We start from the raw sequence: 13,397 nt of genomic DNA on the forward strand, positions 1-13,397 counted from the left end.
AGTTCTTTCAATAGTTTTAAAGGTTATATTTACGATTGTAGTAACTTTGAAACCATTTGTGGAATTTGATTAGCCTGTGAAACCGTATTAAGTGCAACTAAATGCTCCATCGCAACATACATCCTATATAAAGGCTGCCTAGCATTCATACTTAAAATATTCGTGCCGATACGCATAATAGACACTTCTTATCTTATAGATTCATATAGGATCTTAAAGTCAATAAACGGCTATGAAAAGAAAAAGGGACTTATGATTATCTTCTATTTGTGTTTTAACATGAGAGGGGATAGAGGTGGGTACTGACCGCTTCTACACATTGCGGATGCTCTTTTCCATCTAAAAAAAGAAAGGTTTTCCAGATAATTCATCTATATAGAAAAAACAAACCTCTCTGCAAGCAGAGAGGTTCATTCATGAAACTAACTCAAATGGCTTATTGTAATAATTTAGAAACCATTTGTGGAGTTTGGTTTGCTTGAGAAAGCATGCTAATACCAGCTTCGTTCAAGATTTTGAACTTAGTCATTTCAGACATTTCTTTCGCCATGTCAGCGTCTTCTACTTGAGAAGCAGCAGATGCCATGCTAGATTGTTGGCTCTTTAGGTTGTTTACGTTAAAGTCTAGACGGTTTAATGTAGCACCTAAAGTAGCACGGTTGTCAGCAACCATTTTGATTGCTTCATCAATTTTATCAACAGCAGCTAATGCATCGGATTTAACAGTGCTTATTGGTGTCTTACCTTTGAATGCATTACCAAGTGCTTGTGCTGCAGCGTCGCCTTTGTCTCCGCTAACTATTACTTTATCAGTTTCATATTTATCAAAAGCAGCTTCGATTTTTTCAACGTCTTCTTTGCTATATAAGTCTTTTACTTTATCAAAAGCAGTTCTAGCCTCAGTTACTTTAGTACCTCTATTCGCCTCAACAACTGTAGTTTCAAGCGTTTTAAATGCTAATTTAGCAGCAGCAATGTTATTATTAGTAATCGTATTTTTTCCGCCGAATTCCGTACCAATATCTTTAGCGTTTTGTAGAGTTGATGGATCACCAGCAAAGGTAATGAATTTGTCTTCAATATCTCTAGCATCTTGTACGCTAAATTGATCTTTAACTTTGTCAAATGCTGCTTTAGCAGATGCAACATCATCTTTTGCTGTAGTTGCATCAGAGGTTGCAAGTTTTGCCATAGCTGCTTTAGCATCTTTAAGGTTTACTGCAGCACTATTATCAGCACCAATAGCTGTACTATCAATCCCAAGTTTATCAAGCGTAATACCTTTTAATGAAATACCAATTTGTTTTGATTGGTCACTTGAATCAAGAGTTTGGATATTGATTGTTTGATCGTTTTTAAGTAGATTTTTATCGTTAAATTGAGTGTTGTCTGCAATGTAAGTAATTTGTTTTTGTAATTCACCAAATTCTTTTTGAAGAGCAACTTGGTTTTTTTCTGTGTTCGTACCGTTCGCAGATTGGTTGGCGATGTCACGCATACGAAGTAAGATGTTAGATACAGAGTTTAAAGCTGAGTCAGCTGTACGGATTAAAGACATACCGTTTTGCGTGTTGTCAGCAGCAACACCTAATCCGCTTTCACGTGAACGCATACGAGTTGCGATTGCAAGACCTGCTGCATCGTCAGAAGCGTTGTTGATACGTTTACCGCTTGATAAACGGTCCATAGCGTTACTCATTTTAGCTTGGTTTTGACGCATGTATTCTTGCGTACGCATGCTATTAATGTTTGTATTGATTCTCATGTTAAGAACCCCCATTTTTTTATATTGATTTTTCTGCAAATTGAAAAACGGTAATATGCGAAAAAATCGATTTCGAATTTATTGTAAGTCTTGCTATATCAAGTTTCAACTGAAAATTTGAATTAATAAATATAAAAAAATAACAGTTTAACAATTTAGTTGTTTTTTTATTGCAAAGGATTATTGCAAACTTTTTTAAAAAACTCTAATATTAGATTATCTTTGTTTACCGAAAAGGTGATATTATGGTAATTGGAAATATAGTAAAAGAAGTTCTTGCATATAAAAAAGGACAAATTCAGCAAAAGTTAAGTAGTCCGCAGACGTTTATTAGTAGTCGTTTTCAAGATCAATTGCAGAGTGAACCTGCGAAGGAGACGAAGGTTACTCCGCCAACGGCAAAAGTAGAAGATATGAGTCAGCCGGTACAATCTACGAAAATAGAAACGGTTGTTAATAAACCGGTAGAGCCTATTAAAGTAGGGGAAATGAGTAAACTTGAGGAGACGGAGAAAGCTGAAACGAAGAAAGTGGATGAGGTGCAAGTCGCACAAAAAGAGTTTGAGCGACGTTTCCCAGAAACGAAAAATGAGACTGTTGATACGTGGGGATTAACGAATAAGTATAATATTCAGAAAATACGTTCTTCAAATGAAGGTAAGTATGAAGATATTATTGATCACGCTAGTCATACATATGGAATTCCGAAAACGTTAATTCAAAAAATGATTGAAGTAGAGTCTAATTTTAATCCGAAAACGGTGTCACATGCAGGAGCGATGGGGCTGATGCAGCTTATGCCAGCGAATGTGAAAGAGATGGGTATAAAGAATCCATTTTCACCAGCTGAAAGTATTGAGGGCGGTGTGAAAGAGTTAAGCGGTTATTTAAAGAAAAATAACGGTGACTTAGTATTGGCGCTTGCTTCTTATAATGCTGGTCCTGGTAATGTGAGAAAGTACGGAGGCGTACCACCATTTAAAGAAACACAAGGATATATTAAAAAAATATTAAATATCGACGTTTCGAAATAGAAAATTTCATTATATAAATAGAGAACATGAAATTTTAGTGAACATGATATGGGAGTTGGCAAGATTTGAAATTACAAGATGATATTCCGTTAACGATTTATTTTGAAATCGGAAATACAAAAAAGAAGATTGAAGATCTGCTTCATATTACGAAAGGTACATTGTATCGTCTTGAAAATTCAACGAAAAATACGGTGCGTCTTATGCTTGAAAATGAGGAGATTGGAACCGGAAAGATTTTGACGAAGAATGGAAAAATGTACGTTGAAATCGTTGAATTGAAAAGGTAGGGAAGGGGATTTTCATGAGTGGCGATAAATTAAGCCAAGAGCAAATTGATGCCCTGCTGAAGGCGGTAAATGAAGGCGAGGAAATGCCAGCTTTCGCACAAGAAGCAGGAAAGCAAGATAAATTTCAAGAGTATGATTTTAATAGACCGGAGAAGTTCGGTGTTGAGCATTTACGTAGTTTGCAAGCGATTGCTTCTACTTTTGGCAAACAGACGTCACAGACGTTGTCAGCGCGTATGCGTATTCCGATTGAACTAGAGCCTTCGACCGTTGAGCAAGTTCCGTTTACGAGTGAGTATGTGGAGAAAATGCCGAAAGATTACTATTTATATTGTGTTATTGATCTCGGCTTGCCAGAGCTTGGAGAAATCGTAATTGAAATTGATTTAGCGTTCGTTATTTATATTCATGAATGCTGGCTTGGCGGAGATAGTAAGCGTAACTTTCTGATGCGCAGACCGCTAACGGCGTTTGAGTTTTTAACGCTTGATAATATATTTGCTCTTCTTTGTAAAAATTTACAACAATCATTTGAAAGCGTTGTTGCGATTGAACCGAAATTTGTAACGACGGAGACAGATCCGAATGCGCTGAAGATTACGACAGCGAGCGATATTATTTCATTACTGAACGTAAATATGAAAACAGATTTTTGGAATACGACAGTTCGTATCGGTATTCCGTTCTTATCTGTTGAAGAAATTATGGATAAGTTAACGTCTGAAAATATTGTCGAACATTCTTCGGATAAGCGTAAAAAGTATACGTCTGAAGTGGAAGTGAAAGTAAATCAAGTGTACAAGCCTGTTCACGTGGCGATTGGTGAACAAAAAATGACAATGGGCGAGATTGAGCAAATTGAAGAAGGCGATATTATTCCGCTTCATACGAAAGTAACAGACCAACTACGTGGTTATGTAGATGGAAAACATAAATTTAATTGTTTTATCGGGAAAGATGGAACGCGTAAGGCGCTCCTATTTAAAAGTTTTATAGAGTAGGAGGATCCATATGAAGCATGAAGTATCTCCTGTGTCATTAATGGGATTAGAAGAATTTGCAGGGAAGCGAAATGAAGCGGGGAAGGCACATATTGATACCGTTTCAGATATTTCGATTGAACTTGGAGTAAAGCTTGGGAAGTCATCAATTACGCTTGGTGATGTGAAGCAATTAAAAGTTGGCGACGTTCTTGAAGTAGAGAAAAATTTAGGACATAAAGTAGATGTATATTTAAGTGATATGAAAGTCGGTATTGGTGAAGCGATCGTAATGGATGAGAAGTTCGGCATTATTATTTCTGAAATTGAAGCTGATAAAAAACATGCAGCGCTTATGAAGGCGCAAAATCAAATGCAGGATAAAGAGTAGAGGAGGAGTCATATGTCGTATATGACGACCTTATTTCAAGTCGTTTTACTGTTTGGTGCGCTCGGTTATGGTGCATATTATATGACGAAAAAGACGCGCAAACAGCAGTTTTTTAAGCAAGGTGAAAACGGCCATATTCAAGTGAAAGACGGCGTATATTTAAATCATCAAACGAGCGCCTTTCTGTTTGAAGTGGACGGAAAGCAAGTGTTCACTGTTATTAGTAATAACGGTGTGCAATCTGTGCAATTAACAGGAACAGGAAATCAGTTTCAACAAGCGCTAGAAGACGCGGTGAAGAGTGAAACGAAAAAAGTAGAGGATCCATCATGAGAATAAAGAAACAGTTATCGTTATTTGCCGTTATTTTCGTATTTTCTATTATTTTTTCATTTGTTTTTGTAAATCCAGCGTATGCAGCCCCGAACGGTTTTATTAATTTCGAAAATGGAAAAGAGTTTACGAGTAATTCAAGTGTACAACTATTCGCACTCGTTACCCTGCTATCATTATCTTCTTCTATCGTTCTTTTATTTACGCATTTTACTTATTTCATGATTGTTCTTGGGATTACTCGTCAAGGACTTGGGGTTATGAATTTACCACCAAACCAAGTGCTTGTTGGACTTGCATTATTTTTATCATTATTTACGATGCAGCCAGTGCTTGGACAGTTAAAGAGTGATGTGTGGGACCCGATGACGAAAGAAAAAATAACAGTAAGTCAAGCTGCGGAGACGACAGCTCCAATTATGAAAGAGTATATGTCAAAGCATACGTATAAGCATGATTTGAAAATGATGCTGAAAGTGCGTGGGGAAGAATTGCCGAAAGATTTAAAGGATCTTTCACTATTTACGCTTGTGCCATCCTTTACGTTAACGCAAATTCAAAAAGGGTTACTTACAGGGATGTTCATTTATTTAGCGTTTGTCTTTATTGATTTAATTATTAGTACACTTTTAATGTACCTTGGGATGATGATGGTACCGCCGATGATTTTAAGTTTACCATTCAAAATACTCGTTTTCGTATATTTAGGTGGATATACAAAAATCGTCGATATTATGTTTAAAACGGTCGCCTGAAGCGTTTGATGCTATGTGATAGGAGTCATATAAATGAATACGTCACCAATTATAGATATTTTTCAAACCTTTTTTTATAAAGGGGTTATGATTTTAATGCCGGTTGCCGGTGTAAGTATGATTGTCGTTATTATTATCGCTGTCATTATGGCTATGATGCAAATTCAAGAGCAAACGCTGACGTTTTTACCGAAAATGGCGAGTATTGTACTCGTTATTATCATTTTAGGTCCGTGGATGTTTCAAGAGTTAACGACGCTTATTTTAGATTTATTTGATAAAATTCCATCGCTATTGCGTTCGTATTAAGATAGGTGAATTGAAATGAATATGGAATTATGGGCGGCGACGTTTTTTGCATTTTGCCGCATTACTTCATTTTTATATTTTTTACCGTTTTTCTCAGGACGATCGATTCCAGCGATGGCAAAGGTTACATTTGGACTTGCTCTTTCGATTGCAGTGGCCGATCAAGTGGATGTCTCTCACATTAAGACAGTTTGGGATGTAGCTGCTTATGCAGGAACGCAAATTGTAATTGGATTATCACTTTCAAAAATTGTAGAAATGCTGTGGAACATTCCAAAAATGGCCGGGCATATTTTAGACTTTGATATCGGTTTATCACAGGCAAGTTTATTTGATGTGAATGCAGGATCACAGTCTACTTTACTATCAACAATTTTTGATATATTTTTTCTTCTTATTTTTATTTCACTTGGCGGCATTAATTATTTCGTTGCCACGATTTTAAAGTCGTTTCAATATACAGAGGCGATTTCAAAATTGCTGACGACTAGTTTTTTAGATAGTCTACTCGCAACGTTATTATTTGCGATTACATCAGCGGTTGAAATTGCTCTTCCGCTTATGGGAAGCTTATTCATTATTAATTTCGTCTTAATTTTAATCGCAAAAAATGCACCGCAATTAAACGTTTTTATGAATGCGTACGTGATTAAAATTACGTGTGGTCTTTTGTTTATTGCGATGAGCATACCGATGCTCGGTTATGTGTTTAAAAATATGACAGACATATTACTAGAAGAGTATACGAAACTATTTAACTTTTTCTTAACGAAGTAGGGGGACACGCATGGCAAAGGATAATAAAACAGAAAAGGCCACCCCGCAGAAGCGTAAAAAATCGCGTGAAGAAGGGAATATTGCCCGGAGTAAAGATCTAAATAATTTATTTTCCATTCTCGTATTAGCAGTTGTCGTTTACTTTTTCGGAGATTGGCTCGGTTATGAAATCGCGAACTCTGTAGCGGCGCTGTTTGATCAAATTGGAAAAAATACAGATGTGACGGAGTATTTGTATTTAATGGGGATTTTACTTTTGAAAGTATCGGCCCCTATATTAATACTCGTATACGCCTTTCATTTATTCAATTATATGATTCAAGTCGGTTTCTTATTTTCTTCTAAAGTAATAAAGCCGAAAGCATCACGTATTAACCCGAAAAACTATTTTACGAGATTGTTTAGTCGTAAAAGTTTAGTAGATATTTTGAAATCACTGTTTTATATGGGATTAATCGGTTACGTTTCGTACGTTCTCTTTAAAAAGAATTTAGAGAAAATCGTTAGTATGATTGGATTTAACTGGACAGCGTCACTTACTGAAATTATTAGGCAAATTAAATTTATCTTTTTAGCCATTTTAATTATTTTAATCGTTCTTTCTATTATTGATTTCATTTATCAAAAATGGGAGTACGAACAAGATATTAAGATGAAAAAAGAAGAGGTAAAACAAGAGCATAAAGATAATGAAGGGGACCCGCAAGTAAAGGGGAAACGAAAAAACTTTATGCATGCCATCTTGCAAGGGACAATTGCGAAGAAGATGGATGGTGCAACGTTTATTGTGAACAACCCAACACATATTTCGGTTGTGCTTCGTTACAATAAACAAGTTGATGCGGCGCCAATTGTCGTTGCAAAAGGGGAAGATGAGCTCGCATTATATATACGAACACTTGCCCGTGAACAAGAAATACCAATGGTGGAAAACCGTCCGCTCGCTCGGTCTTTATATTATCAAGTCGAGGAAGACATGGCGATTCCAGAAGATTTATACGTAGCTGTAATTGAAGTTATGCGCTATTTAATTCAAACGAACGAACTTGAAGTATAATAGCGCGTTTGGAGGAGATCTCTTTTGTTTAAGATAGATTCTGCAAGAACCTATTTTTCTATCTTTTTAGCAGCGTCATTCGTTGTGGCGCTCTTAATTCCACTTCCACCATTTATACTTGATATCGTTATCGTTTTTCTACTAAGTATGTCAGTGCTTATTTATATGCGAGCTACAAGTATTAACGAGTGGGATGAATTAAAGTCATTTCCGACGATGTTGTTATTAATCGGGATTTTTCGCGTATCGATTAACGTTTCGACGACGCGAGCGATTTTAACAGACGGAAATGCGGGTCATGTTATTGAAGAGTTCGGCCAGTTCGTAATTGGCGGAAACTTATTAATTGGTATCGTTATTTTTATAGTATTAATCATATTCCAATTTATCGTTGCAAACGGTGCGTCTCGTACAGCTGAAGTTGCAGCTCGTTTTACACTTGATTCTTTACCAGGGAAACAAATGTCTATCGATGCTGACTTGAATCAGCGTCTTATTACAGAAAAAGATGCACAGGCGAAACGAAAAAAATTAAATATGGAAACAGAGTTTTACGGAGCGATGGATGGTGCCGGAAAGTTCATTAAAGGTGATGTTATTTTCGGGATTGTCATTTTATTCGTAAACATTATTTTCGGTTTAATTGTCGGTATGATGCAGCAAGGAATGAGCTTTGCAGAAGCAGCTCTTCATTATACACAGTTAACTGTCGGGGATGGAATTGTAAACCAAATCGGTTCGTTAATGCTTGCGATTTCAACAGGTATTATCGTAACGCGTGTATTTGACGGTTCATCTGATACAGTAACTGAAGGAATCTTTAAAGAGTTATTAGCGCATGAAGTTGTTGTATATGCGCTCGGTGGTTTATTTATCGCAATGGGTGTTTTTACACCGTTACCATTTTTACCATTTGCTCTCGTTGGAGGCACGATTATTTTCTTAGGAGTTCGTAATAAAAAGCGAATAAAGAAAGAAAAAGAAGATGAGCTTCAAAAAGAATTAGAAATGATTCAAGGCGATGAAGAGCAATTGCAACAAGTGGAAGATTCATTCGGCGTCTTTACAGATAAATATCCAATTATCGTAGAGCTCGGATTAGATTTAGCGGCGCTTGTGAAGCAGAAAATTAACGGGGAAACAGCAAGGGATAAAGTTGTTCTTATGAGGAAATCGATTATTACCGACCTTGGTATTAACGTTCCGGGAATTAACTTTAAAGATAATACGAGCTTTAGACCACGCGGACGTTACGTTATTCGTATTAAAGGTGCGAAGGCGGCTGAAGGTGTTTTAAAATCAGGTTATTTATTAGCATTGAAAACACCGAACGTAATGGCTGATTTAGATGCAGAGCCAGCGAAAGATCCAATTTTCGGCGAAGATGGATATTGGATTTTGGAGCATATGGTACAAGATGCACAAATGAAAGGCTATCAAGTATTAGAGCCACTTAGCATATTAATTACGCATTTAGATGTTGTCGTTAGACGTAATCTTCACGAGTTAATTCAGCGTCAACATGTGAAAGATTTAATTCAATCACTGGAAACTGATAATGGCGTTTTATTAGAAGAAATTAAGAAGAAAGAAATCGATTTATCACTCGTGCAAAATGTTATTAAACAACTGCTGAAAGAAGGAATTTCAATCCGTGATTTACCAACAATTATTGAAGGTATTATTGACGGGAAGGAAATTTATCAAAACCATGTTGATGGTGTCACTGCATTTGTTCGTGAATGTATTTCAAAAGTTATTTGTGAGAGTGCGAAAAATCCTGATGGGAAAATCTATGCGGCGCTATTCGCTGATTCAATTGAATTGGATGCAGATGTTGTTAACAATTCGTATCAAGGTTATTTATTAAACTGGGATTTAGATTTAGAAACGCGAGTAGTAGAGCAAGTACAGCGCGTTTTCAAACAAGCTCGTTTAATGGGAGGAGAGCCAGTATTATTAACACGCAGAAAAGATTTCAGATTTGCAATTGTGAGACTTCTTGAACGTTATCAAATAGAAGCAAAAGTATTATGTATTAGTGAATTAGCACCAGAAATTGTTGTAGATCAAATTGCTTATATTGAATAGTAGGGGGTGAAGTAATGGAAAGTACAGAAAAAAAAGAAGCGTTAATGCGAATAAAAGCAGCTTCGAAAAATGAATTGTATCGAAAGTTATTTGACCAATATGGTACAGATTATTACTACGTTGTCGATGAAAGTGTAAAACGAAACATCCCGTTTTTCTGGAAGAAGAATTATGAAATGTTAGTCGCTTTTCCTGAAGATAAAAAGGAAGAAAGTAACGAAGGCATAGCTCATTTTCATGACCAATTAATGGATGTTGTAAATGAAATTCCCGAAGAAATTGTGAAGGGAAATGGAATTCAATCGATCTTGCACAATTTAGAAAACGTAACGACTTCTATGCCTTACGCAGCGATGCAAACAGGAAATAGTGAAGAATGGGCAAGAAAAAAAGAGAAACTATTACAACTGTTTGAAAAAGGGATTGTCGTTGTGAAACAGACGGAAGAGGCGAAAGTAACGAAAAAACAGCCTGCTGTGAAACAAGTTATTCCTGTAAAGAAAGAAGAAGTAGTTGTTAAAAAAGAAAAGCAGGAATCTGTGCCATTTATTATTCAAAAAGTAATTCGGATGTTAGAACAAAACGATGTGGAACAATACTTTATTCATGCATATGCTGAAAAATTAAAAGTGAAGTTTGAGAATGCGACGATGATTACAGAAGAGGAAGTCATCGGATACATATTGGAAGATATGAGGTCCTATTTCAATACTGAAAACGTATTTGAAAAAGAGGTACAAACGATTGCGTTAATTGGCCCAACTGGTGTTGGAAAAACGACGACACTTGCAAAAATGGCATGGCAGTTTCACGGTAAGAAAAAAACGGTTGGTTTTATTACGACAGATCATTCGCGCATTGGGACAGTACAGCAATTACAAGATTATGTAAAAACAATTGGATCAGAAGTAATTGCTGTGCGAGATGAAGCTGCAATGACAAGAGCGCTCACTTATTTTAAAGAAGAAGCGCGCGTCGATTATATTTTAATAGATACAGCTGGGAAAAACTATCGTACGTCAGAAACGGTTGAAGAAATGATTGAGACGATGGGACAAGTAGAACCAGACTATATTTGCTTAACGTTATCAGCTTCTATGAAAAGTAAAGATATGATTGAAATCATTACGAACTTTAAAGATATTCATATTGATGGTATCGTGTTTACGAAATTTGATGAAACAGCGAGTAGTGGTGAATTGCTGAAAATTCCAGCTGTATCATCAGCTCCAATTGTATTAATGACAGATGGACAAGACGTGAAGCAACATATACATATCGCTACAGCTGAACATTTAGCAAAACAAATGTTACAAACATCGTAAGAAAAGAGGTGAAGAATAAGGCACTTGCCTTATTCAAACAAGTATGAACGGTCTTTATATAGGTTCTATGGGTATGATGAATTACATGCAGCGTTTAAATGTTCATTCGAATAACGTCGCAAATGCCCAAACGACAGGATTTAAAGCAGAAAACATGACTTCTAAAGTATTTGATGTGCAAGACACATATCGCCGCGGAGACGGATCGGCGACAAATATCGGTTCGGTCGATTACGCTGTAGTACCAGCTGCGACGCATGTGAATTTAGCGCAAGGAAATATACAAATTACAAATAGCCCTACAGATTTCTTTTTAGATGACGGTGCAGCTGGTACATCATCATTTTTCGTTACATCTAAAAATGATGAAACGTTTTTAACGAGAGATGGTAGTTTTACATTAAATAGTGATCGTTATTTACAAACAGCATCTGGCGCTTTCGTAATGGGTGAGAATAATGAACGTATTCGTATTCCAGAAGGAGCAAAGGTAGCTGTACAAGCAGACGGCACTTTATACGATGAAGTAACACAAAATAATATTGCTCGCTTGCAAACGAAAACAGTAGATGCAGAAACGAACGCTCGTCTTATGCAACGTGAAAATAAAAGTTTTACACTAGCAGAAGGAAATATTGCTGATTTACCGAACGGTACAGGGATAGTAAAAAATCACATGCTAGAAAATTCAAATGTGGATATGACGAAAGAAATGGCTGATCTTATGACGAATCAAAAAATGATTCAAGCATCGCAGCGCATTATGACTTCATTTGATAAAATTTATGAAAAAGAAGCGAATGAAATATTGAGATAAGGGACTCCCGTGAGCGGGAGTTTTTTTGTTGTTGCATTTTTTTCAGTAATACCATAAAATGATATTGATAATCATTATCATTTTATGGTGTTTAATAAGAATGGAAGCTGTGATGGTCGTATCACTTGTTTAACTAGGTGAATTAAAAACTAAGGGGAAGGTGTATTTATGTCTACTAAAAAGCAACTTTGCATTGGATTATGTTTAATTTCTAGAAAGAAAGAACAAGAGAGTATGTTTAATTCAGGGATAGATGAACAAGTAGAGTTGGCACTACAGGCAGAAGAGGCTAAGTTAGATTTTGTTTTTAAGGCAGATTATTTAGTGGCACACCCTGATTTAATCGCTCGTAATAAGGGGAATGTAATTTTAGATCCGACATTATTGTTTACTGCTATTGCGTATGCAACAGAAAAAATTGGAGTGGTTACGACTGCTTCCACATCATTTTATCCACCATACATACTTGCGAGGCAATTACAATCTTTGAACTGGATTAGTAACGGCCGAGTAGGATGGAACATTGTCACATCCATTGACGGTGCTGAAAACTTTGGTGAGACAGGGATGCCACCATCTGAAGAGCGATACGCGAAAGCGGCAGAATGTACAGAGTTAGTAAGAAAACTTTGGAGGAGTCATCCTTATGAAGTTTTGGAAGTAGATAACGCTGACGTAATTAGAGAAATAGTACAGCCAATTGAGCATCATGGCGAGCATTTTGAGGTGAAAGGTCCACTTAATATCCCGCAACATATTTCTGGAGAAATGCCATTATTTCAAGCTGGTGCTTCAGAGCCTGGTCGGAATTTCGCTGCTTCTGTTGCGGATGCAATTTTCGCCGCGATGCCAGATGTAGAGTCAGGAATCGAACTTCGTCAAGATTTAAGAAGAAGAGCAGAAAAGCATGGCCGAAAGCAAGAGGATATACGTGTATTGCCTGGTTTATATTTCTTTATTGGCGATACATATGAAGAAGCGTTAGAAATGCACATGCAAGCTCATCAACATCTCACAAAAGAGAAGAGGTATGCTTTACTTGAAATGGTTCTCGGACTAGACGTTAGAGGGATTCCGTTAGAAAGTAAGGTAACTGAAGATATGCTGCCAAGCAGGGAGCAAACTGTACGTAGTAAAACACATGCCGAATTATTACGGAATTACATCATTAAAAATGAGCCAACTGTTGAACAAATACTGGAGCGACCAGAAGTTGTTGGCTCTGCTCATTGGGTAGCGGTTGGCACACCACAAGACGTTTGTAAGCAAATTATGGATAGGTTTGAAGCAGGAGCATTAGATGGATTTATTGCAATTCCAGGGGGACCTCCAAAATCATTGGATTTATTCTTTAGTGAAGTCATTCCTGTATTCGTGAGAGCAGGTGTGTTTAGGGAAGAGTATACAGGTTCAACCTTACGTGAGCATTTGGAGGGGAACATATCAAATACTTTGCAGTTAAAATAAGTGGAA

15 protein-coding genes are annotated in these 13,397 nt (G+C 36.7%); 13 read left to right on the forward strand and 2 right to left on the reverse strand.

The window, feature by feature from the left end:
- Positions 1–29: 29 nt before the first annotated feature.
- Complete coding sequence (locus QUF93_RS29020) at positions 30–176, reverse strand: hypothetical protein (protein ID WP_434476081.1); 147 nt, start codon at positions 174–176, stop codon at positions 30–32.
- 260 nt (positions 177–436) lie between these two features.
- Positions 437–1,765, reverse strand: coding sequence for a flagellin N-terminal helical domain-containing protein (locus QUF93_RS10505; protein WP_289360970.1), 1,329 nt, complete (start codon positions 1,763–1,765; stop codon positions 437–439).
- A 245-nt stretch (positions 1,766–2,010) separates the two neighbouring features.
- Here QUF93_RS10505 and QUF93_RS10510 point away from each other — a divergent pair, with 245 nt between their 5' ends.
- The 13 genes from QUF93_RS10510 (at position 2,011) to QUF93_RS10570 (ending at position 13,391) form a co-directional block, all read left to right on the forward strand.
- Positions 2,011–2,799, forward strand: coding sequence for a lytic transglycosylase domain-containing protein (locus QUF93_RS10510; protein WP_289358704.1), 789 nt, complete (start codon positions 2,011–2,013; stop codon positions 2,797–2,799).
- Positions 2,800–2,864: 65 nt separating this feature from the next.
- On the forward strand, positions 2,865–3,089 hold the full coding sequence (locus QUF93_RS10515) for a flagellar motor switch protein FliN (RefSeq protein ID WP_000775712.1): 225 nt from the start codon (positions 2,865–2,867) through the stop codon (positions 3,087–3,089).
- A 14-nt stretch (positions 3,090–3,103) separates the two neighbouring features.
- On the forward strand, positions 3,104–4,090 hold the full coding sequence (gene fliM, locus QUF93_RS10520; protein ID WP_199709187.1) for a flagellar motor switch protein FliM: 987 nt from the start codon (positions 3,104–3,106) through the stop codon (positions 4,088–4,090).
- A 10-nt stretch (positions 4,091–4,100) separates the two neighbouring features.
- Complete coding sequence (fliN, locus tag QUF93_RS10525; RefSeq protein ID WP_002011996.1) at positions 4,101–4,460, forward strand: flagellar motor switch protein FliN; 360 nt, start codon at positions 4,101–4,103, stop codon at positions 4,458–4,460.
- A 12-nt stretch (positions 4,461–4,472) separates the two neighbouring features.
- Positions 4,473–4,793 (forward strand): hypothetical protein, encoded by a 321-nt coding sequence (locus tag QUF93_RS10530; protein ID WP_000121176.1) that lies wholly within the window; start codon positions 4,473–4,475, stop codon positions 4,791–4,793.
- The gene (locus QUF93_RS10535) at positions 4,790–5,548 is read left to right on the forward strand and encodes a flagellar type III secretion system pore protein FliP (protein ID WP_215555862.1); all 759 of its coding nucleotides are present in this window, start codon (positions 4,790–4,792) and stop codon (positions 5,546–5,548) included. Before QUF93_RS10530 ends, QUF93_RS10535 begins: the two co-directional genes overlap by 4 nt.
- 33 nt (positions 5,549–5,581) lie before the next feature.
- Positions 5,582–5,857: a flagellar biosynthetic protein FliQ gene (locus tag QUF93_RS10540; RefSeq protein WP_001098085.1), complete on the forward strand. Its 276-nt coding sequence runs from the start codon at positions 5,582–5,584 to the stop codon at positions 5,855–5,857.
- 15 nt (positions 5,858–5,872) lie between these two features.
- The gene (locus QUF93_RS10545; RefSeq protein ID WP_289358708.1) at positions 5,873–6,634 is read left to right on the forward strand and encodes a flagellar biosynthetic protein FliR; all 762 of its coding nucleotides are present in this window, start codon (positions 5,873–5,875) and stop codon (positions 6,632–6,634) included.
- Between the two features lie 10 nt (positions 6,635–6,644).
- The gene (gene flhB, locus QUF93_RS10550; protein ID WP_289358709.1) at positions 6,645–7,691 is read left to right on the forward strand and encodes a flagellar type III secretion system protein FlhB; all 1,047 of its coding nucleotides are present in this window, start codon (positions 6,645–6,647) and stop codon (positions 7,689–7,691) included.
- A gap of 24 nt (positions 7,692–7,715) precedes the next feature.
- On the forward strand, positions 7,716–9,782 hold the full coding sequence (gene flhA / locus QUF93_RS10555) for a flagellar biosynthesis protein FlhA (RefSeq protein WP_289358710.1): 2,067 nt from the start codon (positions 7,716–7,718) through the stop codon (positions 9,780–9,782).
- A 14-nt stretch (positions 9,783–9,796) separates the two neighbouring features.
- On the forward strand, positions 9,797–11,107 hold the full coding sequence (flhF, locus tag QUF93_RS10560) for a flagellar biosynthesis GTPase FlhF (RefSeq protein WP_289358711.1): 1,311 nt from the start codon (positions 9,797–9,799) through the stop codon (positions 11,105–11,107).
- Positions 11,108–11,150: 43 nt separating this feature from the next.
- Positions 11,151–11,924 carry a flagellar basal-body rod protein FlgG gene (locus tag QUF93_RS10565; protein ID WP_128281537.1) on the forward strand — a complete coding sequence of 258 codons (774 nt, stop codon included), beginning with the start codon at positions 11,151–11,153 and terminating at the stop codon, positions 11,922–11,924.
- Positions 11,925–12,092: 168 nt separating this feature from the next.
- A complete protein-coding gene (locus tag QUF93_RS10570) occupies positions 12,093–13,391 on the forward strand; it encodes an NtaA/DmoA family FMN-dependent monooxygenase (protein ID WP_289358712.1) in 1,299 nt (432 codons plus the stop codon).
- The last annotated feature ends 6 nt before the right edge of the window (positions 13,392–13,397 follow it).

The sequence above is a fragment of the Bacillus hominis genome (assembly GCF_030348325.1).
Classification (GTDB): Bacteria; Bacillota; Bacilli; order Bacillales; family Bacillaceae_G; genus Bacillus_A; species Bacillus_A hominis.